The organism is Natronococcus jeotgali DSM 18795, from assembly GCF_000337695.1.
GTDB lineage: Archaea > Halobacteriota > Halobacteria > Halobacteriales > Natrialbaceae > Natronococcus > Natronococcus jeotgali.
Window position 1 is genome coordinate 41,545 of the sequence record NZ_AOIA01000020.1, and the last position, 24,831, is coordinate 66,375.

Below are 24,831 nucleotides of genomic sequence, written 5' to 3' on the forward strand. Positions count from 1 at the left end.
AGCTCGGTAACGGAGCGTAACTTCCCCGATAGCAGTCAAACTCGCGTGCCGAATTCGGAGGACAAGTTCAGTACGCGGACGCCGGTACTTTCTCGGACGTTCACTGAACGATAGTAGCCACTGAAAGTCAGTGCGCACCTGATCGGACGACGGCTGGACGATCGGTGTGCAAACCGCTTCGGTTGTTACGATAGTCGGCTCGTCGGACATGACCGATCACTCGATTTCGATGGCTGGTCGAACCGTTTGGAAGCACCTGTTGTCGACCATAGAGCTATCCGGCTGGAGAGCCTCCGTTTCAGGATGGCAGACGATAAACGCGGTCGAGACAAGCAAGCACACGACGCCGAACGACGCCAGCGAGAGCGTGAGATCGCCGCAGAACTCGAGCGCGGGGACGAAATAGAGCCACCAGTGGAAGCCGAAAAACTCGCCAATTTCGAGGGGGAACTCGAAGAGTTGACGTTCCCGGCGACGGGGAACGAGGTCGTCGCGGGGATCGGCGATCACGAGATCGAATCGGTCGAGGGGAGTTACAGTATCGAGGAGCTAGTACCGGAGACGGACGAGGAGACGTTCGACTCCCCGGCCGCCGTCCGGGTGCAGGTACAGCGGCCGACAGTTGCCGCGGCCATGAAACAGGTCGTTGAAGCCAGCAAAACGCTTCGGAATGCTGATTTCAGTTGGACACAGCGCAAGGCCTACGAGAAGACCTTTCAGGAACTCAAAGCGATCGACGCCGATGATGACGATGAAGGGATCCAAGCCATCAGCGACTGGATCGTCGAGCGAATCCGCGACAAAGAGACGCTCCCGACATCCCGGGCGGTACGCCGAGAAGCGGCGAAGTTCTGTCGGGCGAACGGATACCAGATCCGAAACGACGAGTGGCTCGGAGTATAGACCGACGATCACGGGCAATCGGTGCAATGACTGTGTTCTCTTGCGTGAGACGTTCCGTTCCGTCTCGTTTGGAACTGCTACGGGCTTTATTGTGTTGCCAGTGAAACCACTAGTATGGCGCTCGATATAGCAGTCCCGGAACCACCGGACCTCTCGAACCGAGGGATGCCACGCGAGTTCGAGTGGCAGGACGAGACGCTCGGGTCGGAGGACTTCTACCGCGAGGACCTCGAAGACCTGCTCGAGGAGGGGGCGTGGAAGGAGGGATTCAACGAGTGGACCGAGTACACGAACCTCGATGAAAAGCAGGTTCGAATCGTCAGCGACCTCGGCCTGTTCCAAGCGTTTGACTTCTACTGGGACCCAACCGAAGACCGTCTTCGCTTCGACGCGCCAACGGTTTCGGACGACTGGCAGGAGCGAGATGCGACTGCGTCGCTCGATCCGAGCACGGTTTCTACGATTGACGGTGAGTTAGCTGATCTCGGCCGAACGGTACGGGAGGTACTGGAGGACTACCTCGAACGGAACGACGAAGCGTCCGACTATGGTTGGGGTGAAGAAACGTACGGCAAGCGCCAGGAGTGAGTCGAGTTGCTTCAGCCTGCTCGACGGCGGCCGAGGGACGGAATCGCTCCTGCTCCTCGATGACGGTCGGACGTGCTGACTATGCGCCGTGTATTCAACACGGTGCTAGCGACAGAGCTAGTCGATGACGGCGACGTAGACGTGAGCACAATCGACATCGTGAGCAGACTTCCGTAACGCCCGTTCACGCCGTCTCCATGCGGGGCGGTGGCACGCCGACGGCGATAACTCGTCGCCCGGAATCGACGGTCCGCGCCGACTCCGACGGTCGGACGCCGACGTCGCCCCCGTCGGTCGGCGACCTAGACCGATCCCGTCGATCCGAACCGCTCGAGGACGCGTTCCCGAACCACGAGCAGGCACGGTAACACGGTGAGACAGGCGACGAAGGCGTAGACGATGCTCAGCCCAGTCACGAGCCCGAACCGCTGGAGCGGGGGCGCCAGCGCGAGCGCGAGGACGCCGAAGCCCGCGGCCGTGGTCAGCGCGCTGCCGAGCAACGCCCCGCCCGTTCCGGTGATCGTCGCGGCGAGGGCGTCCTGAAGCGAGTCCTGGCGACCCGATTCGTCTACGAACCGCTCGCCGACGTGGATGCTGTAGTCGACGCCGAGCCCGATCGCGAGGCTCGTGATGACTGCCGTCTCGCTGTTGAACGGGACGTCGAGCAGGGCCATCGTCCCGAGCAGCCACGCCAGCGCGGCGACCACCGGGGCGAGCGCGATCGCCCCCAGCGAGAGCGAGCGGTGGCGCACCCAGTACAGGACCGTGAGGAAGACGAGAACGACGATCAGCGTAACGACGAACGCCTGGACGAGCGTCTCGAGCAGCGCGTCCTGGACCACGGCCGACGTCACCGGCCCCCCGGCCGCGACCGCCGAGACTGGGGCGTCGCTCTCGATGGCGCTCGCGAGAGCGCGCGTATCATCGGCGACGGCCTGCGCGGAGGCGTCGCCGCGCACGTCGACGAGCATGCGGGCGGTCTCGTACGCTCCGCTGTCGGTGCGGTACAGCACCGTCGACGCTGCCTCCTCGTCGGCCTCGTACAGTTCGTCGTACAGCCCCGCGAGGTCCTCGTCGGGCAGACCGTCGCCGTCCGCGTCCCGCTCCTCGAGGGCCGCGGCGACGGACGCGTTCTCGCTCGCGGCGTCCCGGAGGGCGGTCACCGGGCTCTCGACGGCGGGCTCGCCCCCGGGACCGACCGCGATCGTTCCGCCCTCGCCGCCGTCGATCCCCGCCGTTCCGTTCTCGATCGCGGCCAGCGTCGCGGGGTCGGTGACGTCCCCGCGTATCAGCACCTGCGTCTGGCTCCCCTCGCCCCGCTCCTGGAAGTTCTCCCCGAGGTACGCGGCGTCGTCGCTGATCGTGTACGTGTCGGGCGCCAGCGGCTCCGGAAGCGACTTCGCCCACTCGGGGGCGTCCTCGGGCAGGAAGTCGGCCTGGTTGAACTCCGTGTCGATCCCCGCGGCGCCGTAGGCCCCGCCGATCGCGAGCAACAACGCGACGGCGACGACGGCCAGCGGCGCCCGCCGGACGACCGCGACGACCCCCGAGAGCGCGCGGTTGACGGGCCCGGCACCCCGACCGAACGGGTCCTTTCGCCGATCGATCCCGAACCGGTTCTCGAGCAGCTCGTCGATCTCGACCTTCAGCGCGGGCACGAGGACGGCGAAGGCGACGAACGTCGCGAGGATCCCGCCCGCCGAGAGGATCGCGAAGTCCCGGATCGCGGGCAGGGGACTGACGACGTTCGAGAGGAAGCCGACCCCGGTCGAGAACGTCGCGGCCGCGAGCGCGAGGACGACGCCGCCGAGCCCGAGGCGCATCCCGTTTCGAACCGTTCGGTCGCCACCGTCGGCCGCCGCGTCGTCGGCTGCTACCGCGTCCCCGCGGTCCCGCTCGAGAACGCCCGCGCGGGCCTCTCGAGAGCGCATGATGACGTGCAGGGAGTAGTCGATGCTGAGCCCGATCAGCAGGAACGGCACGGCGATCAACAGCTGGCTCGTGGGGATCTCGAGCCAGCCCAGGATGCCCGCGAGCCAGGCCATTACGACGCCGATTCCGACCAGGCTGACGAGCACGTCGACGACGTCGCGGTAGGCGACCCCGAGCGCGAACAGTACGAGGACGAGCGCGACGGGCGTGATGATCGCGAAGCTGTCGCCGACCGCGTTGCTCGAGGCCTCGTCGGTGACGCCCTGGCCGAAGACGAAGGCGTCGTCGAATCGCTCCTCGACGAGCCCGTCGATCTCGACCTGGGCCGCGTAGGCGGCCTCGGGGTCCTCGTCGTCGTCGCTCTCGTCGACCTGGAAAAGAAAGCCGATCCGCGCGTCGGCCGTCGTCGAGCCCGGCTCGTAGTCGCTCGGGAGGAACTCGTAGGGGTCCTCGCCCCGGTTGTCCGCGTCGGGGTCGAACACGTCGGCGAGCAGCGCCTCGACCTCCGCGTCGGAGCGGTCCTCGAGCGCTTCGATCTGTTCCTCGAGCGTGGGTTCGCTTGTATCGGGCGGCCCCTCGGTTTCGGCCGCGCGGTCCTCGAAGACCGCCCCCGTCGCGACGACGTTCTCGAGTCCGACGAATCCCTCGTCGGCCAGCGTCGCGTTCACGCTCTCGTTCTCGCGGACCTCCCGTTGCAGGTACAGTCCCTCGAGCAAGGAGTCGCGGGTCAGCACGTCGCCGCCCTCGTCGCGGACGACGAGCTGGGAGACGACCCGATCGTCCGTTCCGTACGTCTCGTCGATCTCCTCGAGCGCCGCGGTCTCCTCGGAGTCGGTCTCGAACTGGCCGATCTCGCCCTCCTCGCTCTCGCCGACCGCGGCGCCGGCGGCGACGACGGCGGTGAGCACGAGCGCGAGCAGGACGATCAGCTTGCCGTGGGAGACGATCGCGTCGGCGTAGCGGTCGGCGAGCGACCTGCCCATTCGCTATCGCCCCCTGCGGTTTATCGACGGGTTGCGGGTCGGTTCTCGAGGCGTTCGTCGGGGGTCGGAAGGCGCCGAATCCTCGGGGGGCGAGTCCGAAACGTCGGCGTCCCGCCGTTCGCTGATGCGCATGCCACCCTCTCGAACCCAAGCGCTCATATCCGTTCGGGTGGAATCCCGTGTCGTATAATCGGAATCCGATTATGAACACCGACACCGATCGCGACCGCGGCATCCTCACGCCGGCCGACCGCGCGTTCCTGCTCGGCGAACGCGAACTGGGTCACGAACAGTCGCGACGAAACGCCGAGGCCCGTATCCGCCGGCGCGTGATCGACTCGATTCTCGACTTCGATCTCCTCCTTCACGCGCTCGCCGAGAAGGATCGCCGACAGGTGTTCGCGGAGCTGACGAGCGATCCCGACTCGCTGGACGGGCTCAAAGCGATGCTCGCGTTCGCCTACATCGGGACCGACGAGCAGGGCGTCGACTTCGAGGACGTGCTGGTTCCGGCGATCCGTAGCTCGGAGGAGGCCTTCGCGGCCTCGAGACGCGGCGCGAACGTCTCGGTCGAGGTCACGTTCGAGGTCGAGACCAGCGTCGGGACGACGCTCGAGGGCGTTGCCGAGCGCCTCGCGGACGGCGACCCCGTCACGCCCCGAGAGCTGTTCGCACTGATTATGCAGGGTGAACACGACCCCGCCGCACACGAGCGGATCGCGCTCGTCCTCGGCGAGGGCGACGTCGACGATCAGTTCCTCGAGCGACTGGCGACCTATCTCGAGGGCGAACTTCGGCGGCCGACGCCCTCGCGGGCGGTGATTCGGCTCGGCAACGGGTAGACGGACGCGAAACACCTAACAGGAATCGCCGCCAAGAGCGACGCGTGACGGACTCCCTCGAGCGGACGGCGCGTATCGACGCCCCTCGAGACGCCGTTTTCGTAGGGGCCCCGTAGCCCCGCCTTCTACCCCGTATCGACGGATGTATTGTAGCCGACCAGCATTCACCGACAACGACCCGTATGGACGATCGAATCCTCCCCACGACGACGCACCGACGACGCCCCCGCCGGGCGGTGAGAGCATGAGTACGGATCCCGACGCGACCGAGCGCGAGGCGCCGAGCCTCGAGGGCGGTTACGATCCCGAAGCCGTCGAGAAGCGCTGGCAGGACCGCTGGGTCGACAGCGAGGTCTACGCCTACGACGGCGACCCCGGCCAGGATCCGAACACCACCTACGCGATCGACACGCCGCCGCCGACGGTCTCGGGCAGCCTCCACATGGGCCACCTCTACGGCCACACGGTCCAGGACTTCGCGGCCCGGTTCCAGCGGATGTACGACGGCGACGTCCTCTTTCCGTTCGGCTACGACGACAACGGGATCGCCAGCGAGCGCCTGACCGAGAAGGAACTGGACATCCGCCACCAGGACTACGAGCGCCGCGAGTTCCAGAAGCTCTGTCGGGAGGTCTGCCAGGAGTACGAGGCGGAGTTCACCGACAAGATGCAGGGACTTGGCTGTTCGATCGACTGGGGCCACACTTATAAGACGATCGAGCCCCGCGTTCGGCGCGTCTCCCAACTGTCCTTCCTCGACCTCTACGAGAAGGGCCGCGAGTACCGCAAGAAGGCGCCCGCGATCTGGTGTCCCGAGTGCGAGACGGCGATCTCGCAGGTCGAGATGGAAGACGAAGAGCGGGCCTCGCACTTCAACGACATCGCGTTCGAGGTCGCTAGCGAGGGCGCGGAGCGCGACGAGTTCGTCATCTCCACGACCCGTCCGGAGCTGATCCCGGCCTGTGTCTCCGTCTTCGTCCACCCCGACGACGACGAGAACCAGGACCTCGTCGGTGAGACGGCGCGAGTGCCGATCTTCGGCCACGAGGTTCCGATCATCGCCGACGACCGCGTCGACATGGAGAAGGGAAGCGGCGTCGTGATGTGCTGTACGTTCGGCGACCAGAACGACATCGAGTGGTACCAGGCTCACGACCTCCCGCTGCGGGTCGCCATCGACGAGTCCGCGACGATGACCGAGCTGGCCGGCGACTACGAGGGGCTGTCGACCGAGGAGGCCCGCGAGGCGATCGTCGAGGACCTCGAGGAGGAGGGGTACCTCCGCGACCGCTGGGAGATCACCCACGCCGTGCAGGTCCACGAGCGCTGTGACACCTCCGTCGAGTACCGCGTCTCCAAGCAGTGGTACGTCGAGATCCTCGATCACAAGGAGGAGTACCTCGAGGCCGGCCGCGAGATGGACTGGTACCCCGAGAAGATGTTCTCGCGCTATCGCCACTGGATCGAGGGCCTCGAGTGGGACTGGCTGATCTCCCGCCAGCGCGACTCGGGGATCCCGTTCCCGGTCTGGTACTGCAGCGAGTGCGACCACGAGGTCATGGCCCGCCGGGAGGACCTGCCCGTCGATCCCCTCTCGGACGAGCCGCCGATCGACACCTGCCCCGAGTGCGGGAACGACACGTTCGAGCCCGAAGAGGACGTCTTCGACACGTGGGCGACCTCCTCGCTGACGCCGCTGATCAACGCGGGCTGGGACTGGGACGAGGAAGCTCAGGAGTTTCGGATGGACAACCCCGAGCTCTACCCGTTCGACCTGCGCCCGCAGGGCCACGACATCATCTCCTTTTGGCTGTTCCACACCATCGTCAAGTGCTACGAACACACCGGCGAGGTGCCCTTCGACGCGACGCTGATCAACGGCCACGTCTTAGACGAGAACCGCGAAAAGATGTCCAAATCGCGGGGCAACGTCGTCGCCCCCGACGAGGTGCTGGCGGACTACCCCGTCGACGCGGTCCGGTTCTGGGCGGCCAGCGCCGCGGTCGGCGACGACTTCCCCTACCAGGAGAAGGATCTGACCGCGGGCGAGAAGCTGCTGCGGAAGCTCTGGAACGCCTCGAAGCTCGTCGACAACCTGGCGCCCGAAGAGCCCGACGAGCCCGACGAACTCGAGGCGATCGACCGCTGGCTGCTGGCCGAACTCGACGACGCGGTCGAGGAGCTGACGGCGTACCTCGACGACTACGAGTTCGCGAAGGCCCGCGACCGCCTGCGGACGTTCTTCTGGAACACGTTCTGTGACGACTACCTCGAGATCGCGAAAGAACGCGAGGACAACCCCTCGACGGAGTACGCGCTGCGGACCGCACACCGGACCTTCCTCGAGCTGTGGGCGCCGTTTCTCCCCCACGTCACGGAGGAGATCTGGCAGGCCCTGTACGCGGATAGCGAGGCGCGCGGCACCTCGAATAACTCGAGCGGTGAGCGAAGCGAGCCGCGAGACGACGGCGGCGAACTGGGCGAAACCAGCGTCCACGTCCGCGACTGGCCGACCCCGCAGGGGTACGAGGCCGACCTCGAGGCCGGCGAGGCCGCGATGGAGGTCATCTCGGCGCTGCGCCGCTACAAGAGCCAGAACCAGCTCTCCCTGAACGCCGACCTCGAGGCCGTCTCGGTGTACGGCCCCGTCGACGGGTTCGAGGACGCGATCCGGAACGTGATGCACGTTCGGGAGCTGACGGTGCTTGAGGAACCGCCCGAGATCACCACCGAGGTCGCCGCGATCGACCTCGACTACTCGACGCTCGGTCCCCGCTACGGCTCGAAAGTCGGCGAGATCGACGCCGGCATCGAGAGCGGGGAGTACGAGATTGTGAGCGCGGAGCAACGCTCCGCGGAAAAGTCGAGCGGCGACGAGCCGCGAGACGACGACGAGGGCCTGCTTCGGGTCGCCGGCGAGGAACTCGAGGACGAACTGTTCGAGGTCGAACTCGAGCGCACCTACTCGGGCGAGGGTGAGATGCTCGAGACCGAGTCGGCCGTCGTGATTCTCGAGTAACACACCGAGTGCGGATTTCGGCCGCGAGCGCTACCGCGAACGGCTCGCCGACTCGGGACTCCCGACGGGGCGCTCCCGGACCGCCTCGCACTTTTCGACCCGCGTCGCGAGCGCGAGAAACAGCGCCAGTAGCACGAACGCCGTCTCGCCGGCCGCAATCAGGCCCAGCGCGTCGGCGCCGAGAAACATCGGCTCGTCCCGGGGGACGGGAATCGTGGTGTGGTGTGGCTCGCCGACGATCGGGACGAAGTAGTCGACGGTCAGGTTGAACCCGTACCAGGCGAGCGCGGCGGCGACCCCCCAGACCGGGAAGTCCGTAATTCGGTGGAGGACGAAGGCCTGGACGACCATCGCGAGGTGGCTCCAGAACAGGAACTGGTACATCAGGAAGTCGGTCTGGGCCAGGTAGGTCTCGTGGAAGACGACGAGCGTGTACGGCGTCCAGAGCCCGAGGACGACGTTCCCGAAGAAAGCCAGCGCGGTCAGCCAGGGGAGTTCTCGCCCGAGCTTCCAGGCGGCGATCGCCAGCGCGACCAGCAGCGTCGCCAGCGGACTGTCGGGCACCCACGGCCACATCGCGGTCGGCGTCGCGGCGAACTGGGCCGAGTAGTACCAGAACCCGAAGGCGGTACCCGCGAGGTTGATCGCGACGACGACCCACGCGAACCGGAGCCCGAGGTCCTCGAGCGTCTTCGGCACGGGAGCGAGATAGCTCGGCAACGGATCGCGGTCGGGCAGCCCGGTCGACGCGGTCATCGTTCGGCGCGACGAACGGAACCCGCAAAACGGTAGCGGTCGCGGCCCGTCGGCGTCCGCCCGCAGCGCTATCACCTCCGCCGCCGTTCGTTCGGACATGGCTTCGCGCACCGACGACCGAGGACGGCGAGTGCTCTCGACCGGACACGCGGTCTCGCTGCCGCTCGAGCTCTCGTGTACGCTCGGCGGGGTCGTCGTTCCGGCCCGACGAGCGCGTCTGGACGAGGTCTTGCCCGACGGGCTCTCGTCGCTGGGGATCGCCCCCCGCGTCGGCTGCGTCGCGCTCGTCGGGATTCGGTACCACCGCGTCGGCCGCGACACCGGCCTCGAACCCTACGACGAGTTCGCGGCGATCGTCCCCGCCGTTCGCGGGAGCCGAACGGACCGACCGCTCGCGCAACTGCTCGAGGGCGAACCGGGCGGGTACGTCCACTGGCTGCCCGTGACGACCGACGCGTCGGTCGCGCTCGGCCGCGAGCTCTGGGGGTACCCGAAGGAACGCGCCCCGATCACCGTCACCGACGGCCCGCGGGGTCTCCGCGTCGTCGTCGGCGATCCCGACGCGAGCGAGGACGCGGTCCGTCTCGAGGTGTCGCGTCCGCGAACCGCGATCCCGCTTCGGGGGACGGAGCTCTCGAGTTTCACCCGCCGCGACGGCGAGTTGACCCGAGCGCGGATGCAGCTTCGCGGCGAGCTCTCGGTCGGATCGCCGATCGGAGCCGACCTCGAGGTCGCGCCGAAGCTGGCGTCGGAGCTGGGACTGTGGCGTCGGCCCCTGATTCGACTGTACGGCCCCCGCCTCCGCGCGCGATTGTTCGAGGGAGAGTCGATCGCGGCGAGAACCGTCGACAAAGGACACGCGTAAGTGGGCCCGATCCCAACGCCGCGATATGCCAGAGAGTACCGATCTCGAGGAGCTCCGGCGGGGGACGGACCTCGTCAAGCGCGGCTTCGCACGGATGCAGAAGGGCGGCGTCATCATGGACGTCGTCAACAAAGAACAGGCCCGGATCGCCGAGGACGCCGGCGCGGTGGCGGTCATGGCCCTCGAGGCCGTTCCGGCGGACATCCGCAAGCGCGGCGGCGTCGCCCGGATGGCCGACCCCGCGGACGTCGCCGAGATCGTCGAGGAGGTCTCGATCCCGGTGATGGGCAAGTCCCGAATCGGCCACACGAAGGAGGCGCAGATCCTCGAGGCCGTCGGCGTCGACATGATCGACGAGTCCGAGGTGCTGACGCCGGCCGACGACGCTTACCACATCGACAAGCGCGACTTTACGGCGCCGTTCGTCTGTGGCGCCCGAGATCTCGGCGAGGCGCTGCGGCGGATCCACGAGGGTGCGGCGATGATCCGCACCAAGGGCGAGGCGGGAACCGGCGACGTCAACCAGGCGGTTCACCACCAGCGGACGATCAAGGGCGCGATCCGCGAGATCGAGGGCATGACCCACGAGGAGCGGGAGGCCTACGCCCGCGAGATCGAAGCGCCCGCTGAACTGGTCCACGAGACCGCCGAGATGGGCCGCCTTCCAGTAGTGAACTTCGCCGCGGGCGGGATCGCGACGCCAGCCGACGCCGCCCTGATGATGCACCACGAGTGCGACGGCATCTTCGTCGGCAGCGGTATCTTCGGCGCCGAGAACCCGCGCGCGATGGGCGAAGCGATCGTCGAGGCCGTCAACAACTGGGACGATCCCGAACGTCTCGCCGACATCGCCTCGAACCTCGGCAAGGGGATGAAAGGCGACTCCAACGCGAACCTCCCCGAGGAGGAGAAGCTGCAGGGTCGGGGCGTCTGATCGGTCGGTCCCCAAGATCGTTCTCGAATACTGCCGATTTCGGGCCGTACGAATCGGTAAGCAGCTTCGTTTTCTCGGTGCCGAGCCTACCGGTCCTATGAGTCAGTCGACAGCCCTCGAGCAGCGGTTCGATCGTCTCGCGGACGCCCTCAAGCGGCTGCTTCTGGCCGTCACCGAGGAGGCGGCGGACGAGACGCTGGCGGCGACGGCGGCCGAGCTGTGGGACGTCGTCGCCGAACTCGAGGACGTCCTCGAGACCGTCGACCTCGGGCGACTGCCCGACGCCGTCGACGGGGAGGCGGTCCCCGACGTCCTCGACCTCGAGCGACTGCCCGAGGCGATCCGGGAGCGGGACCCGGTGCTGGCGCTCGATCTCGACGCGCTGCGGCGCGCGATCGAGCTGCGGGAGCTCTGGAACGCCGTCGACCTCGTCGACTTCGGGCGGGAGTCCGACGAGCTCAGAGCCGAACTCGAGGACGTCCTCGGCCCCGACGCGTTCGACTCGACCGACGACTCGGAGGCGGCCGAGGAGTTCGAGGCCTTCGCCGAGGAAGTGAAGGGGGAGGCGACGAACGCGGCGTTCCAGCAGGAGGTCAGGGAGCGACTCGAGCCGGCGAGGGAGGCGGTGATCGACGCCCACGCGACGTTCGAGGAACTGTACGAGTCCCACCAGCGCGGCTCCGGTTACGAGGGCCGACGACCGACGTCGAACAATCCGACGGCGGTGTCCTCGATGCCCGTCGGCCCGCTCCCGGCGAGCGTCTCCACGCGAGTTTCGACCGTGCCGACCGACGTTCGCCACGCGAAGGTCGAGGCGTTTCCGCGGGTGTACGGCCGTCGCTGGCGGAGCGCCCGACGCGACTGATACGGTTTGCTGTAACCGTTTGCCGGAGCGACCGCACTGCCACGCGGTCGCTTCGGAAACGACGTACAGCAGACCGTACGACCGCCCGGGTCGGCACTACCACCACGTCCGCAGGGGCGGAACGATCCCGACCCGGACGAGTGCCAGCAACGCGAGGTAGGTCATCAGGGCGCCACAACACAGCGACAGCACGGGCGCCGGGGCGACTCGAGCGCCGACGACGGCGAGCCCGACCGCGATCGCGAACGAGATCGCCTGAACGTCACGTCGTTCCCAGTACCGACGAACGAGGTCGTACTCGCGGGTCGCGATCAGTTCGAACAGGACCGTCGCGAGACCGCCGTAAAACAGGTAGAGCGGGGAAGGGGAGACGTTCACGAGGACGGCGGCGCCGACGAAGACGGCGAGGGCGACGAGCGCCAGCGCCGCGTCGGTTCGCGAACCCATCGGGTGCGGATCAGCCGTCGCGGTAGAGCCGCGCCCCCTCGCCGACGGCCGTCTGGTAGGCGCGGCTCTCGATCCCGGCTGCGTCGAAGGCGTCCATCATCGCGCCGGCGATTCCGCGGCGGTCGGACTCCCGACAGACCGCGAGCACGCCCGGGCCCGCCCCGCTGACGGTGACCCCGGTCGCACCCGCCTCGAGGGCGGCCTCACGAACCGCGTCGTAGCCGTCGATAAGCGCGCTGCGCTCGGGCGTGACGATAGCGTCGGCCAGTCCCCGACCGACGAGTTCGGGATCGTCGCGGGTCATGCCGACGGCCAGCGTCGCGGCGTGGCCGACGGTGTCGACGACGTCCTCGAGGGAGGCGGTCTTCGGGACGACGCCGCGGGCGTCCCGCGTCGAGACGCTCGTCTCGGGGAGGCAGGCGACGAGGGGGACCGACGCGTCGACCTGGGTGACGCCGTCGTCGGTGGCGATCGTGAACCCGCCCAGCAGCGAGGGGGCCACGTTGTCGGCGTGGGCCTCGCCCGAGACCAGCGCCTCGCCCTCGGCGGCGATCGGAACGAGTTCCTCCCTCGAGAGGCCGCGGTCGTAGAGGGCGTTGAGTGCGACCGCGGCTCCCGCGGCACTGGCCGCGGAGGAGCCGAGACCGGAGGACGGGCGGACGCCCTTGTCGATTCGGATCGTCGCCGGCGCCTCGAGGGCGTCGGCGACGGCGCCGACGGTGTTTTGCTCCGGATCCGTCGGGATGTATTCGCTTCCGGCGCCGGTGATCGTGATCGACGTCTCCGGGGCTCGCTCGACCCGGATCACGTCGGCGGGCGCTCCGAGGGCGACGCCGAAGACGTCGAAGCCGCTCCCGAGGTTCGCACTGGTCGCCGGAGCCCGCACGGTGAGCATGCCGAGTGCTTTCCAGAGGGCGGGGAAAAAGGTAGCGAACGACGCGAGATCCGACGCGGCGGTGGGTCAGTCGTCGGTCGCGGACGGCGTCGGATCCGAGTCGGCGAACCGGTCGAGTCCCGCGTCCAGCGCCGTCGAGAGAGCCAGCCCGACGAGCGCGAACGTGGCGATCATCGCGAAGAACCAGCCAAGCGAGACGTCGAGGACGAACCCGCCGAGGGCGATGCTGGCGGCCCCGAGGCCGAACTCGCCGAAGTAGGTGTAGCCGTAGGAGAGCCCTCGGGTGTCGGCGGGCGTGTAGACCGCGACGGCGTTCTGGTAGAACGGCTGGATCGCGAACAGGAAGAAGCCGAAGACGCCACAGAGCGCGACGATGGCGGCGAGTCCCATCCCCGTCACCGGGACGAACGCCACCGCCAGCACCGCGAGTACGGCGAAGATCGCGGCCATTCCCCGGGCGGGCGGGAGCCGATCGGTCAGCTTCCCGCCGACGTACTGGCCAGCCATCCCGACGACCAGCAGTCCGACGTAGATGTAGTCGGCCGGTTCGATCCCCCGGAGTCCCTCGGACAGCGCGAGCGCGTCCATGGCGGGCAGCCCGTGGAGGATCTCGGGGAGGTAGGTGAGCATTCCGCGGTAGTACAGCCCCTCGAAGGTGACGATGGCGAAGACGAGAGCGAACGTACTCGCGAACAGAACCTTCGTGTTCGCGACCAGCTCGGGCAGCGACAGCGCCTCGTCGGGGCCCGCGTCGGCGTCGTCTTCGACCGCTGCAGTCGCCTCGAAGTCGGCGGAGAGCCCGTACAGTACGGCCAGCGCCCCGGGCGCGGCCAGTATCGCGGCGACGTGTTGCCACTCGAGGACGATCAGCAGGGTCGCGGCGGCGAACGGGCCGAGGGCGATGCCGGCGTTACCGGCCATGCCGTGCCAGGCGAAGACGGTGCCCCGATCCTCGACGCCCGTGCTGATGAGCGCCAGCCCGGCGGGGTGGTAGACGCTGGCGGCGAGCCCCCAGAGCAACAGTCCGACCGCGATCGCGTAGATCGACTCGAGGTACCCCGCGCCCGCGATGAGGAGGAACGCCCCGCTCATCCCGGCGAGACAGAGGAGAACGAGTCGCTTCGCGCCGAACCGATCGACCAGCACGCCCGCCGGGAGGGCCCCGAACCCGAACAGCCCGTAACTCGGCGCGAGGACGAGTCCGAGCACGAGCAGCGAGACGTCGAACTCGGCGAGCCAGACGACCAACAGGATCGGAATCGACGTCTCGAACCAGTGAACTAGCGCGTGACCGGCCATGGTGAAGCCGGCGATCGATCGATCGTTTGCGTTCAGTGCCATTCGGTATCGATACGGGAACGCGCCGGCTATTAGCGGCTTGGGTCTGCGGCAAGGGTCGCCCGCGGCGCGGGCCGCGACGGCGGGACTCGCCGCCTACTCGTCCTCGTCGACGCCGACCGCCCGCGAATCGGCGGTCGCCGATTCGCGACCGCCGACGACCAGTTCGCCGTCGTCGGTCTCGACGTAAACGTCGTCGGCGAACCCGCCCTCGGCGTAGGGGTGTTCGGGCTCCTCGAGCTTCTCCGGGGTCGAGGGTGCCTCGGGGATCCCGCCGACGGGCGCGAACTGGCCCAGCGGATCGTCGATGGCGACGTCCCAGCGCTCGAAAAAGTCGCGGTAGCGGTCGTAGTGGTCGTCGAGTTCGTCGACGGGGAACTCCATCATCTCGGTCCAGCCGTGGTTGTAGAAGTCGAAGTTCGCCTGGATGTGGGTGATCTCGCGAGCCTCGGCCTCCGAGTACCCCTCCTGGAGCGCGCGCAGGTACGTGTCCATCGTCGCGTCGAAGAAGGCGTCGAGTCGGTCCGTTCGTTCCTCGGCGTGGGCGGGATCGGCCTTCTTCGTGAATATTTTGGTGTGCAGGCGGACGAGGCCGGACTTGGCGACCGACCGGACGCCCGGCGTCTCGAGTGCCTTGCGATACGCGAAGTGCTGGGCGTTCTGACGGATCTTCATGGCCGCGGGTACGGACGCCGTCCTCAAGAGCGGTTCGGATACGTACGTAGGCACTACGGGTCGACCGTCGAACAATCGGCACTCTTTGAACGGCGAGAGACGCCCGCCGTTTACGACGGGGGACAGTACCGGTTTTGCACGATCAGCAATCCGACCCCGGTCTCGGGCGGGAGAGTTGTCGTTCCGTGGGTCCGACGGCCCGTTCGTCGACAACTGTTGTGACTGTCCGACCGAGGACGGAAAATGGACGAGATAGCAATATCCTTTAACCCGCATTACGAACGGTCAGGGTATGACCGAGTACGTCATCATCGGTGACGGGATCTCGGGCAGCTCGGCTGCCGAGACGCTCCGGGAGGAGGACCCGGACTCGTCGATTACCGTCATCACCGATGAGGGGGAGGCGCTGTACAATCGGATTCTGATCAAGGAGCACGCGAAGGGGAAGCTTCCCGAGGCGCCGATCTCGATCCACGACGAGGGGTGGTACGAGGAGCGGGACATCGAACTCTCGCTCAACACCCACGTCACCGGCGTCGATACCGACGAGAAGGTCGTCCGCACCCACGAGGGCGAGGACGTCGGCTACGACAAGCTCCTGATCGCGACCGGGGGCACCCCCACCCAGCTCCCGGTCGACGACAGCGACGCCGAGGGGATCCACCACTTCTGGACCTTCCAGGACGCCCGGAAGATCCGCGAGAGCGCCGAGGCGGCCGACGACGGCGTCGTCGTCGGCGCCGGACTGCTCGGCATCGACTTCGCCGCGGTCTGTGGCGCCCAGGGCGTCGAGGGCAAGTACCTGATGCGGGGCGACCGCTGGTGGCGCTACGCCCTCTCGGGCCAGGGCGCGGAGATCATGCACGACGGGATGCGCGAGGTCGGCGTCGAACCCGTCTTCGACAGCGGCGTCGACCACTTCGAGACCGACGACGACGGACGAGTCGTCGCGGCTGTCGATCCGAACGGCGAGCGCTACGAGTGCGACTTCGCCGGCGTCGCCATCGGCCTGACGTTCAACACCGAGTTCCTCGGCGACATCGACCTCGAGCAGGACAACGGGATCGTCGTCGACGAGTACATGCAGACGAACCTCGAGGACGTCTACGCGGCCGGAGACATCACCCAATTCTACGACGTCCTGCTGGGCGAACAGGCCCAGAACGGGTCCTGGGGATCCGCGAAGGAACAGGGTCGGATCGCCGGCGTCAACATGGCCGCCGACGGCGAGGCCGAGGCCTTCGAGTGGGTCTCCTCGTACTCGATCACGCACTTCGACTTCCCCTTCCTCTCCTTTGGCCACCCCACGCTGGGCGACGAGTACGCCGAACGCAAGTACAGCGACACCGAGTGGCGCCGGATCGCGTTCAAGGACGGCAAGGTCGTCGGCGGCGTCCTCATCGGCGACCTCGCCCCGCAGAGCAAGCTCAAACAGCTGATGCGCGAACAGCGCGACGTCGCCGACCAGAAGGAAGTCCTGCTCGAGGAGACCGTCGACCTCGACGACCTCGCCCCGCCCCAGGAGCAGTAGTCGCCGCCGTCTCCCCCGAATCGCCCGTTCGAACGGGTGTTCCGCTCGCGAACCGTCGGTCGTCGCCCGTTTCTCCGATCAGTTCGAGAACAACAGTTAAGTGACCCCACGCGTTTGGTAACGACACTCATGGCAACGACTACCAGTACGGGACGGACGCTGACGCTCAGGCGCGTCGACTCGGTCGCGGCGGACGCGACCGTTCGACACATCGACCAGCTCGACGAAAACGCGCTCGAGCTGTTCTACGCGGCGCTTGAGGGAGCCAGACCGTTACCCGCGACTGGTACCGACCTCGAGCCGGGAACGGTCGTCGTCGCGACGGAGTACTACCGGGTCGAGGCGGCGTAGCCGACCGTTCCGAGGGGATTGGAAGTATCGAAGCCGTTTTCCCGGCTGCGCCGTTTCGATAGCGTATGAACGGCGGTAGCGACATGACCCTGGCGTTCGAGCTCGAGGCGCTGAAGGAGCTCGCGTCGCCCGAGAGCGTCTTCGAGGACGCGAGAGGGTGGAGCGAGTACATCGGCGTGGTCTCGGAGAAACCCACCTACGTCGTCACGAACTACACGCGCAAGAACCGCATCCGACAGGACTTCTTCTCGGGTCCGCGCGGGAAAGCGGAGAGCCTCGAGGCCGTCAAAGACCAGTTCGACACCGAGCGGTACGTCTTCATCGGCGCGAACGAGGACGACGAGGCCCTCGCCGAACGGGTCGACTGGGAGTACCTCCCCCTCGAGGACGCCGCCGAGGCGGCCGACTGGATCGTCGCGAGCAGCGCCGACGACGAGGACGAAGACGCCGAAGCGGTCCGGGACGACTGGCCCTGAGTCGGCCGCGAGAACTGCGAACCGACAACGAGTAGGCCCCGATCGGCCCCGAGACGACTATCTCTCCTCGGTGAAACGAAACGGGTCTACAACCACCGATGACATCGAGAGACGACGAGACGCGAATCGACGAGGATGTCGTCGATGCGATCGGCGCGCTCGGCAACCGCACCCGTCTCGAAATCCTCCTCGCGCTGGCCGAAGCCCAGCACGAGCGACAGGAGCAGTGGCTCCACATGTCGTTTACGGAGCTCTACGACGCCGTCGACGTCTCGAGTACGTCGCAGTTTTCTTACCACCTCGATCGGCTCGTCGGTCCGTTTCTCGCCGAGACCGACGACGGCTACCGGCTCACGTACGCCGGCGACAGTATCGTCCGAACGATTCTCGCTGGACTGTACGAGAACACCCGTAGCTTCGACGATACCGATGTCGACGGCGTCTGCGTCTTCTGCGGGACCGATTCACTCGTCGCGACGGTCGCCGAAGAGCAGTTCGTCGTTCGCTGTGCGTCCTGCGATACGAGGCTACTCACCGACCTCCTTCCCGAAAGTCAGACGCGACACCGATCGGCGTCGGAGGTCGTCGACAGCGTCGGGACCCGGATCTGGGGCTCGTTTACGCTGATCCGGAACGGGGTCTGTCCGGAATGTTATGGACCGATCGACACCGACGTCGAGGCGCACCGGCACGACGACCGGACGCTGTATACGCTCGAGAGCACCTGTCGAGAGTGCTGGCTCACGATTCACATCCCGCTCGAAGCGGTTGCCGTGCTCCACCCCGCCGCGGCCGAGTTCTTCCGGGAACACGGCATCTCCATCCTGGAGCGCCCCCTCTGGGAGTTTTTCGAGCACATCGTCTCGAAGGCGGTGACGGCCGAGGTCGAGACCGTCGATCCGCTCGCAGCGACCGTCGAGATCGTGCTCGAGGGCGAGTCGCTCCGGCTCGTGGTCGACGACGAACTGACCGTAACGCCCGCCTCGCAGCCGGGCGCAGACGATACCTGACGTATGACACAGTTTGCTCAACTGATTTTGAGTTGTTGCGCTGTCAATATGTAATCAAGACTACAATACTTATCCCGGTGGACGCCGATCGGGAGCTATGGACAGTGTTACGGCGGAGCCGGGACGCATCCCGGTCCTACCAGCTGCATGGTTCGTTTCCCCGAGAGGTGAGCATGGCGGCGATTGAACTCGAGGGACTGACGAAACGGTTCGGCGACGTCGTCGCCGTCGACGGGTTCGATCTCACGGTCCGGGAGGGCGAAATCTTCGGGTTCCTCGGTCCCAACGGCGCGGGGAAATCGACGACGATCGACATCTTGCTGGATTTCATCCGCCCGACGGCGGGCACGGCGACCGTGTTGGGCCACGACGCCCAGACGGCGGGCCAGGCCGTCCGCAGCCGAACCGGCGTCCTGCCCGACGGCTACCACGTCTACGACCGGCTGACGGGCCGCCAGCACGTCGAGTTCGCGATCGAGATGAAGGAGGGAAGCGAGGACCCGGAGGCCCTGCTCGAGCGGGTTCGCATCGCCGACGCGGCCGACCGGAAGGCCGGGGGGTACTCGAAGGGGATGCGCCAGCGACTGGTGCTGGCGATGGCGCTGGTCGGGGACCCCGACCTGCTCGTCCTGGACGAGCCCTCCACGGGACTGGATCCCAACGGCGCCCGCGAGATGCGCGAGATCATCCGCGAGGAGAACGACCGCGGGACGACGGTGTTCTTCTCGAGTCACGTGATGGAGCAAGTCGAGGCCGTCTGTGACCGCGTGGCGATCATCGACCGCGGACAGTTAGTCGCCGTCGACACGATCGACGGGCTTCGGGACGCCTCCGAAACCGGCGAGACGCTGTACGTCTACGTTTCCGACCTCGACGAGGGCGTCCTCGAGCGGGTCCGGAGCCTCGACGGCGTCGACAGCGCGGCGATCGACGACGGCCGGCTTCGGGTGTCGATCGACGGCGTCTCGAAGTTCGCCGCCTTGCACGCGATCGACCGCGTCGCGTCCGTGCAGGACTTCTCGGTCGTCGAGTCCTCGCTCGAGGACCTGTTCGTCCGTTACACCAACGACGTTCAGGAGGTCGAAGCGTGACCTGGCTCACCGTCGCGAAGAAGGACTTCCGCGATGCCGTCCAGTCGCGGGCGCTGTGGGCGCTCGTCGGCGTCTTCGTCGCCCTCTCGATCGTCTCGACGTACGCCTACGTCGAGGTGCCCGAGATGTTCGGCTCGCCGGGGGGTGCGACGTTCGGCGGACTGCTCTTTTTCACGGTCGGGCTCGTCGGCCTGTTCGTTCCGATCGCGGCGATCGTCGTCTGCTACAAGTCCCTCGCGGGCGAGCGCGAACTCGGGAGCATCAAGCTCCTGCTCTCCTTGCCAACTACTCGCGGTCAGGTCTTCGCGGGGAAGGTCCTCGGCCGGGCGGCCGTCCTCGCGTTCGGTCTCAGCGTCGGCCTGGTCGTCGGCCTCGGGTTCGGCGCCGCGTTGCTCGGCGAACTCGACGGCGTCGCGGGGCTGGTGTTCGTCCTGGTCACGCTGTCGTTCACTGCCGTCTACGCGACGATCGTCGTCGGGATCTCCGCGACGACGGGATCGACCTCGCGCGCGACGACGCTGGCGCTTGGCTTTTTCGTCGTCTTCGAACTGCTGTGGGACGTCGTTCCGATGGGCGTGCTCTACGTCGTCGAGGGGTTCTCGTTCCCGACGACGATCCCGGACTGGGTGTTCACCGTCTCCCAGCTCTCGCCCTCGTCGGCGTACTTCTCGTCGATCGTCGCACTGTTACCCGACCTCGCGGACGCGGCCGGCGCGGATCCGGCCCAAGGCGGCCCCGGAGTCGAGGTGAGCGCCGCCGAGCCGTTCTACGCGAGTCCCGAAGTGGGACTCGTCGTCCTCCTCGCGTGGCTGTTCGTCCCCCTCGCGGTCGGCCACGCGCGGTTCACCGCCGCCGATCTCTGAGGACGGGGAGTCGTCGACCTTTTACTGTCACCGCCCCAACGACGCTCAATGGCAGAGCCCCGCGTCCCCGGTTCCGAGCCCGACGACCGCCTCGAGCTTCCCTGCGGGGAGTCGCTGGACCCCCACGAGATCGACCTCGGCATGCGCGAGTACGACTGTCCCTGCGGCGAAACCCACGCCGTCGTCACGGACGTCCACCCGCCCTCGCGCTTTTTCCCCGAGTCGTTCGTGGTCGTCCTCCGGGAGCTGGTCGAGACCGACGACGAGTTCGAGGAGTTCGGCACCCCCCACCTGCTGGGCGTCGTCATGGAGGAGTTCCCCGAAGCCGTCGTCACCCACGACGCGAGCGACGACGGCGCGGTCGGCTACTCGATGCTGTGGGTCGCCGACTTCGACGCCCGGAGACTGCACGAGGTCGTCGTCGAACTCGTCGTCGAGCTGATGGAACACGCGATCAGCCACGCCGAGGACGACGCGGCGATTTCGGAGTTCGAGTCCCAGATGCTCGAGTTCGACGTGGGCGAGTTCGTCGAGCAGTACCGCCGCCAGCGGGAGTTCGAGGGCGAGCACGACCGGGCGCTCTGAGCATCTGCGCGACTGCGGTCGCGGGCGCTCCGTCCGGACCGCCTCGCGGTTCCGAACGCGCGGGTCCGCGGCGCTGGTTCGGTCTCCCTCGCGTTCTCGAAACGGCGGACTCCCGGGCCGTGACCGTTCCACACCCGTTCTGCGAACGGACGCGTTCTATCGCGATCGCTCCCTAGCGGCGGGTACGAACGCGGTCGGGCTCGGCCGTCGGTCGGTTCTCGACAGTGTTCGAAATTCGAAATCGAGTTACGAGAATCGTATCGTTTCGTGGGGCTTATTACGATGTGCGAACTTCGAACGGATAGGACCAATGAGTACGGACCACCAGCGCGGCGGGGACGCCGCCACAGGGGACGGACGCACGATCCTGCTGATCGGCAGCGGACCGATCCAGATCGGCCAGGCCGCCGAGTTCGACTATTCGGGCGCGCAGGCCTGTCGGGCGCTTCAGGAGGAGGGCGCTCGAGTCGTCCTCGTGAACTCGAACCCCGCGACGATCATGACGGATCCGGAGATGGCGGACGAGGTCTACATCGAGCCGATCACGACCGACGCCATCGCCGAGATCATCCGCAAGGAACAACCCGACGGCGTCATCGCGGGGCTGGGCGGCCAGACCGGGCTCAACGTCACCGCCGAACTGGCCGAGGAGGGCGTCCTCGAGGAGCACGATGTCGAGATCATGGGTACGCCGCTGGACACCATCTACGCGACCGAGGACCGCGATCTCTTCCGCCAGCGCATGGAGAAGATCGGCCAGCCCGTGCCCGCCTCGACGACGATCGACCTCGACGAGGGCGAGTCGGTCGCGGAGCTGACCGAGGCCGACCTCGAGGAGCGCGTGCAGGCGGCCGTCGACGAGGTCGGCGGGCTCCCGGTGATCTCCCGCACGACCTACACGCTTGGGGGGTCGGGATCGGGCGTCGTCTACGAGTTCGACGAACTGCTTCGCCGCGTTCGCAAGGGCCTGCGCCTCTCCCGGAACAGCGAGGTGCTGATCACGGAGTCGATCGCGGGCTGGGTCGAGTACGAGTACGAGGTGATGCGGGACGCCGACGACTCCTGTATCATCATCTGCAACATGGAGAACATCGACCCGATGGGCATCCACACCGGGGAGTCGACGGTCGTCACCCCCTCCCAGATCGTCCCCGACGAGGGCCACCAGGAGATGCGCACCGCGGCGCTGGACGTCATTCGCGAACTCGGTATTCAAGGTGGGTGTAACATCCAGTTCGCCTGGCGCGACGACGGCACGCCCGGAGGAGAGTACAGGGTCGTCGAGGTCAACCCCCGGGTCTCGCGGTCCTCCGCGCTCGCGTCGAAGGCGACGGGGTACCCGATCGCCCGCGTGACCGCGAAGGTCGCGCTCGGCAAGCGCCTCCACGAGATCGAAAACGAGATCACCGGCGAGACGACCGCGGCCTTCGAGCCCGCGATCGACTACGTCGTCACCAAGGTTCCGCGCTGGCCCAAGGACAAGTTCGACGACGTCGACTTCGAGCTGACGACGGCGATGAAATCGACCGGGGAGGCGATGGCCATCGGCCGCACGTTCGAGGAGTCGCTGTTGAAGGCCTTACGCTCGAGCGAGTACGATCCCGACGTCGACTGGGACGACGTCTCGGACGCGGAACTCGAGGAGCAGTACCTCTCCCGACCCTCGCCCGACCGCCCGTACGCGATGTTCGAGGCTTTCGAACGCGGCTACGACGTCGACGAGGTCGTCGAGCTGACGGGCATCTTCGAGTGGTACACCGAGCGGTTCGCACACGTTGCGGAGTCGACCCGCGCCGCCCAGGAGGGCGACTTCGCCGAGGCCGCCATCGCCGGCCACACCAACGCGACGATCGCCGCGACGGCGGGCGGGGACGTCGACGTCGATACGGTCGAGCAGGCCGTGCCCGGCCGCACCTACAAGCAGGTCGACACCTGCGCCGGCGAGTTCGCCGCGGAGACGCCGTACTACTACTCCGCGCGCAAATCGGAGTTCGACTCCGGTCCCCTCGAGGGCGCGGCGGCCGCGGGCGAGCTCGAGGTCGACCGCGACGTCGAGAGCGTGATCGTCGTCGGCGGCGGCCCGATCCGCATCGGGCAGGGCGTCGAGTTCGACTACTGTTCGGTCCACGCCGTCCAGGCGCTGCGCGAGCAGGGGATCGACGCCCACGTCGTGAACAACAACCCCGAGACGGTGTCGACGGACTACGACACCTCCGACGGGCTGTTCTTCGAGCCCATCACCGCCGAGGAGGTCGCCGACGTCGCCGAGGCGGCCGACGCCGACGGCGTGATGGTCCAGTTCGGCGGCCAGACCTCGGTCAACATCGGCGACCCGCTGCAAGCGGAGATCGACCGCCGCGGGCTCGACTGCGAAGTGATGGGCACCTCCGTCGAGGCGATGGACCTCGCCGAGGACCGCGACCGGTTCAACGAGCTGATGGACGAACTGGGAATCGCCCAGCCGGAGGGCGGGGCCGCCCACAGCAAGACCGAGGCGATGGAGCTGGCCCACGACATCGGCTACCCCGTCCTCGTCCGTCCGTCCTACGTGCTCGGCGGGCGCGCGATGGACGTCGTCTACGACGACGCCGAACTCGAGGAGTACATCGAGGAGGCGGTCCGCGTGAGCCCGGACAAGCCGATCCTCGTCGACGACTTCCTCGAGGACGCGATCGAACTCGACGTCGACGCCGTCGCGGACGGCGAGGACGTCCTCATCGGCGGCGTGATGGAACACGTCGAGACCGCCGGGGTCCACTCCGGGGACTCGGCGTGTATGATCCCGCCCCGCTCGCTCGACGACGAGACGATGGCCCGCGTCCGCGAGGTCACCGAGGACATCGCCGAGGCCCTCGAGACCGTCGGCCTGCTGAACGTCCAGCTCGCGGTCCGCGGCGTCGATAGCGACGAGGAGAGTACGGTCTACGTCCTCGAGGCCAACCCCCGCTCCTCGCGTACCGTCCCCTTCATCTCGAAGGCGACGGGCGTCCCGATCGCCAAGCTCGCGGCCAGGGTGATGGCCGGCGAGTCGCTGGCGGACCTCGAGATCGACGAGCAGATCCCCGAGCAGACCTCGATCAAGGAGGTCGTCCTTCCGTTCGACCGCCTGCCGGGTTCGGACCCGCGTCTCGGCCCGGAGATGAAATCGACGGGCGAGGTCATGGGCAGCGCCGACAGCTTCGGCAAGGCCTACGACAAGGCCCAGGACGCGACGGGCAAGCCGATCCCCGAGAGCGGCACGGCGATCGTCGACCTCTCGGCCGACGAGTTCCCCGACCCGGAGACCGACGACGGGGCGGCGCTGGTCGACGGCTTCACCGACCACTTCGACCTCTGCGAGGAAGTCGACCTCGAGGAGGCCGTCACGCGCGGCGAGGTCGACCTGATCGTCTCGCGGGACCGCGACTTACTCGAGGTCGCCGTCGAGGAGGAAGTGACGTACTTCTCGACGCACGCGAGCGCGAAAGCGGCCCTCGAGGCGCTCGAGGCGAAAGACGAGCCGATCGACGTCCAGGCGATCACCGGCCGTCCGAAGCGGACCGCCGAGTGGGGCCGGTAGCAGAAGTCGGAGTACGGTTTGCTGGACGCGATTCCGGGGGCCGAACCCGAATCGCTCGAGTCGTTCCGTAGAGCGTGCGAACCGAACACCGTTTTCCTATCAGTTGTTCGGTAGTGTTGATAGAGCCGTGCTGAGTACGGGGCGAGTGCAGCACGAACTGACGGTTGAATAGCGCGGTCCGTGAGCGCTCACCACTGGTACAACTAGTCAATCGAGAATTCAGGGAGTGTCAGCCCTCGATCGTCAACACCGTGTCGTGAAATTCTTCTCGAGTATCGTCGCTTCTTTATATGAAATGCTGGTGTGCGGTTGTCTGAGTCGGT

The 24,831-nt window shown here is 67.2% G+C and carries 21 protein-coding genes; 15 read left to right on the top strand and 6 right to left on the bottom strand.

Going from position 1 to position 24,831, the window contains the following annotated elements; genetic code table 11:
- Positions 1-303: 303 nt before the first annotated feature.
- Both C492_RS02135 and C492_RS02140 read left to right on the top strand, forming a co-directional pair.
- A complete protein-coding gene (locus C492_RS02135; RefSeq protein WP_008420079.1) occupies positions 304-903 on the top strand; it encodes a DUF5789 family protein in 600 nt (199 codons plus the stop codon).
- Positions 904-1,068: 165 nt separating this feature from the next.
- A complete protein-coding gene (locus tag C492_RS02140) occupies positions 1,069-1,491 on the top strand; it encodes a hypothetical protein (protein ID WP_008420081.1) in 423 nt (140 codons plus the stop codon).
- Positions 1,492-1,793: 302 nt separating this feature from the next.
- On the opposite strand, the gene C492_RS02145 is transcribed toward C492_RS02140, so the two are convergent.
- Positions 1,794-4,406: an efflux RND transporter permease subunit gene (locus C492_RS02145; protein ID WP_008420083.1), complete on the bottom strand. Its 2,613-nt coding sequence runs from the start codon at positions 4,404-4,406 to the stop codon at positions 1,794-1,796.
- 203 nt (positions 4,407-4,609) lie between these two features.
- Here C492_RS02145 and C492_RS02150 point away from each other — a divergent pair, with 203 nt between their 5' ends.
- Together C492_RS02150 and C492_RS02155 are read left to right on the top strand one after the other, a co-directional pair.
- Complete coding sequence (locus C492_RS02150) at positions 4,610-5,248, top strand: hypothetical protein (RefSeq protein WP_008420084.1); 639 nt, start codon at positions 4,610-4,612, stop codon at positions 5,246-5,248.
- Between the two features lie 244 nt (positions 5,249-5,492).
- Positions 5,493-8,267 (top strand): valine--tRNA ligase, encoded by a 2,775-nt coding sequence (locus C492_RS02155; RefSeq protein WP_008420087.1) that lies wholly within the window; start codon positions 5,493-5,495, stop codon positions 8,265-8,267.
- Between the two features lie 30 nt (positions 8,268-8,297).
- Here the strand turns inward: C492_RS02155 and C492_RS02160 are convergent, their stop codons facing one another.
- Complete coding sequence (locus C492_RS02160) at positions 8,298-9,023, bottom strand: DUF1405 domain-containing protein (protein ID WP_049892635.1); 726 nt, start codon at positions 9,021-9,023, stop codon at positions 8,298-8,300.
- A gap of 97 nt (positions 9,024-9,120) precedes the next feature.
- Here C492_RS02160 and C492_RS02165 point away from each other — a divergent pair, with 97 nt between their 5' ends.
- The 3 genes from C492_RS02165 (at position 9,121) to C492_RS02175 (ending at position 11,687) form a co-directional block, all read left to right on the top strand.
- Entirely contained in the window at positions 9,121-9,888 is a 768-nt protein-coding gene (locus C492_RS02165; protein WP_008420092.1) for an acetoacetate decarboxylase family protein, read from the top strand.
- A 25-nt stretch (positions 9,889-9,913) separates the two neighbouring features.
- Entirely contained in the window at positions 9,914-10,822 is a 909-nt protein-coding gene (gene pdxS, locus C492_RS02170) for a pyridoxal 5'-phosphate synthase lyase subunit PdxS (RefSeq protein WP_008420094.1), read from the top strand.
- A gap of 97 nt (positions 10,823-10,919) precedes the next feature.
- Entirely contained in the window at positions 10,920-11,687 is a 768-nt protein-coding gene (locus C492_RS02175; RefSeq protein ID WP_008420096.1) for a hypothetical protein, read from the top strand.
- Between the two features lie 96 nt (positions 11,688-11,783).
- On the opposite strand, the gene C492_RS02180 is transcribed toward C492_RS02175, so the two are convergent.
- The 4 genes from C492_RS02180 to C492_RS02195 all read right to left on the bottom strand — a co-directional run bounded on the left by C492_RS02180 (position 11,784) and on the right by C492_RS02195 (position 15,042).
- The gene (locus C492_RS02180; RefSeq protein WP_008420098.1) at positions 11,784-12,134 is read right to left on the bottom strand and encodes a hypothetical protein; all 351 of its coding nucleotides are present in this window, start codon (positions 12,132-12,134) and stop codon (positions 11,784-11,786) included.
- A 10-nt stretch (positions 12,135-12,144) separates the two neighbouring features.
- Positions 12,145-13,029: a homoserine kinase gene (locus C492_RS02185; protein WP_008420100.1), complete on the bottom strand. Its 885-nt coding sequence runs from the start codon at positions 13,027-13,029 to the stop codon at positions 12,145-12,147.
- Between the two features lie 66 nt (positions 13,030-13,095).
- A complete protein-coding gene (locus C492_RS02190; protein ID WP_008420102.1) occupies positions 13,096-14,370 on the bottom strand; it encodes an MFS transporter in 1,275 nt (424 codons plus the stop codon).
- A gap of 93 nt (positions 14,371-14,463) precedes the next feature.
- Positions 14,464-15,042 carry a DUF6149 family protein gene (locus C492_RS02195; protein WP_008420103.1) on the bottom strand — a complete coding sequence of 193 codons (579 nt, stop codon included), beginning with the start codon at positions 15,040-15,042 and terminating at the stop codon, positions 14,464-14,466.
- A gap of 292 nt (positions 15,043-15,334) precedes the next feature.
- Here C492_RS02195 and C492_RS02200 point away from each other — a divergent pair, with 292 nt between their 5' ends.
- The 8 genes from C492_RS02200 (at position 15,335) to carB (ending at position 24,508) form a co-directional block, all read left to right on the top strand.
- Positions 15,335-16,573 carry an NAD(P)/FAD-dependent oxidoreductase gene (locus tag C492_RS02200; RefSeq protein ID WP_008420105.1) on the top strand — a complete coding sequence of 413 codons (1,239 nt, stop codon included), beginning with the start codon at positions 15,335-15,337 and terminating at the stop codon, positions 16,571-16,573.
- A 129-nt stretch (positions 16,574-16,702) separates the two neighbouring features.
- Positions 16,703-16,924, top strand: coding sequence for a hypothetical protein (locus tag C492_RS02205; protein WP_008420107.1), 222 nt, complete (start codon positions 16,703-16,705; stop codon positions 16,922-16,924).
- A 65-nt stretch (positions 16,925-16,989) separates the two neighbouring features.
- Complete coding sequence (locus tag C492_RS02210) at positions 16,990-17,400, top strand: DUF7124 domain-containing protein (protein ID WP_008420108.1); 411 nt, start codon at positions 16,990-16,992, stop codon at positions 17,398-17,400.
- A 98-nt stretch (positions 17,401-17,498) separates the two neighbouring features.
- Positions 17,499-18,410, top strand: coding sequence for an ArsR/SmtB family transcription factor (locus C492_RS02215; RefSeq protein WP_008420111.1), 912 nt, complete (start codon positions 17,499-17,501; stop codon positions 18,408-18,410).
- 173 nt (positions 18,411-18,583) lie between these two features.
- Positions 18,584-19,501, top strand: coding sequence for an ABC transporter ATP-binding protein (locus C492_RS02220; protein ID WP_008420113.1), 918 nt, complete (start codon positions 18,584-18,586; stop codon positions 19,499-19,501).
- Positions 19,498-20,364 (top strand): ABC transporter permease subunit, encoded by an 867-nt coding sequence (locus C492_RS02225; protein WP_008420115.1) that lies wholly within the window; start codon positions 19,498-19,500, stop codon positions 20,362-20,364. Before C492_RS02220 ends, C492_RS02225 begins: the two co-directional genes overlap by 4 nt.
- A 48-nt stretch (positions 20,365-20,412) precedes the next feature.
- Entirely contained in the window at positions 20,413-20,949 is a 537-nt protein-coding gene (locus C492_RS02230; protein WP_008420117.1) for a DUF5815 family protein, read from the top strand.
- A 310-nt stretch (positions 20,950-21,259) separates the two neighbouring features.
- The gene (carB, locus tag C492_RS02235) at positions 21,260-24,508 is read left to right on the top strand and encodes a carbamoyl-phosphate synthase large subunit (protein WP_008420119.1); all 3,249 of its coding nucleotides are present in this window, start codon (positions 21,260-21,262) and stop codon (positions 24,506-24,508) included.
- Positions 24,509-24,831 lie beyond the last annotated feature (323 nt).

Excerpts from the sequence above, each read along its gene's own strand:
- C492_RS02145 (WP_008420083.1), bottom strand. The coding sequence starts at position 4,406 with ATGGGCAGGTCGCTCGCCGACCGCTACGCCGACGCGATCGTCTCCCAC.
- C492_RS02195 (WP_008420103.1), bottom strand. The coding sequence starts at position 15,042 with ATGAAGATCCGTCAGAACGCCCAGCACTTCGCGTATCGCAAGGCACTC.
- C492_RS02165 (WP_008420092.1), top strand. The coding sequence starts at position 9,121 with ATGGCTTCGCGCACCGACGACCGAGGACGGCGAGTGCTCTCGACCGGA.
- C492_RS02150 (WP_008420084.1), top strand. The coding sequence starts at position 4,610 with ATGAACACCGACACCGATCGCGACCGCGGCATCCTCACGCCGGCCGAC.
- C492_RS02205 (WP_008420107.1), top strand. The coding sequence starts at position 16,703 with ATGGCAACGACTACCAGTACGGGACGGACGCTGACGCTCAGGCGCGTC.
- carB (WP_008420119.1), top strand. The coding sequence starts at position 21,260 with ATGAGTACGGACCACCAGCGCGGCGGGGACGCCGCCACAGGGGACGGA.
- C492_RS02190 (WP_008420102.1), bottom strand. The coding sequence starts at position 14,370 with ATGGCACTGAACGCAAACGATCGATCGATCGCCGGCTTCACCATGGCC.
- C492_RS02180 (WP_008420098.1), bottom strand. The coding sequence starts at position 12,134 with ATGGGTTCGCGAACCGACGCGGCGCTGGCGCTCGTCGCCCTCGCCGTC.
- C492_RS02160 (WP_049892635.1), bottom strand. The coding sequence starts at position 9,023 with ATGACCGCGTCGACCGGGCTGCCCGACCGCGATCCGTTGCCGAGCTAT.
- C492_RS02230 (WP_008420117.1), top strand. The coding sequence starts at position 20,413 with ATGGCAGAGCCCCGCGTCCCCGGTTCCGAGCCCGACGACCGCCTCGAG.
- C492_RS02135 (WP_008420079.1), top strand. The coding sequence starts at position 304 with ATGGCAGACGATAAACGCGGTCGAGACAAGCAAGCACACGACGCCGAA.
- pdxS (WP_008420094.1), top strand. The coding sequence starts at position 9,914 with ATGCCAGAGAGTACCGATCTCGAGGAGCTCCGGCGGGGGACGGACCTC.
- C492_RS02155 (WP_008420087.1), top strand. The coding sequence starts at position 5,493 with ATGAGTACGGATCCCGACGCGACCGAGCGCGAGGCGCCGAGCCTCGAG.
- C492_RS02215 (WP_008420111.1), top strand. The coding sequence starts at position 17,499 with ATGACATCGAGAGACGACGAGACGCGAATCGACGAGGATGTCGTCGAT.
- C492_RS02185 (WP_008420100.1), bottom strand. The coding sequence starts at position 13,029 with ATGCTCACCGTGCGGGCTCCGGCGACCAGTGCGAACCTCGGGAGCGGC.
- C492_RS02200 (WP_008420105.1), top strand. The coding sequence starts at position 15,335 with ATGACCGAGTACGTCATCATCGGTGACGGGATCTCGGGCAGCTCGGCT.
- C492_RS02220 (WP_008420113.1), top strand. The coding sequence starts at position 18,584 with ATGGCGGCGATTGAACTCGAGGGACTGACGAAACGGTTCGGCGACGTC.
- C492_RS02175 (WP_008420096.1), top strand. The coding sequence starts at position 10,920 with ATGAGTCAGTCGACAGCCCTCGAGCAGCGGTTCGATCGTCTCGCGGAC.
- C492_RS02140 (WP_008420081.1), top strand. The coding sequence starts at position 1,069 with ATGCCACGCGAGTTCGAGTGGCAGGACGAGACGCTCGGGTCGGAGGAC.
- C492_RS02210 (WP_008420108.1), top strand. The coding sequence starts at position 16,990 with ATGAACGGCGGTAGCGACATGACCCTGGCGTTCGAGCTCGAGGCGCTG.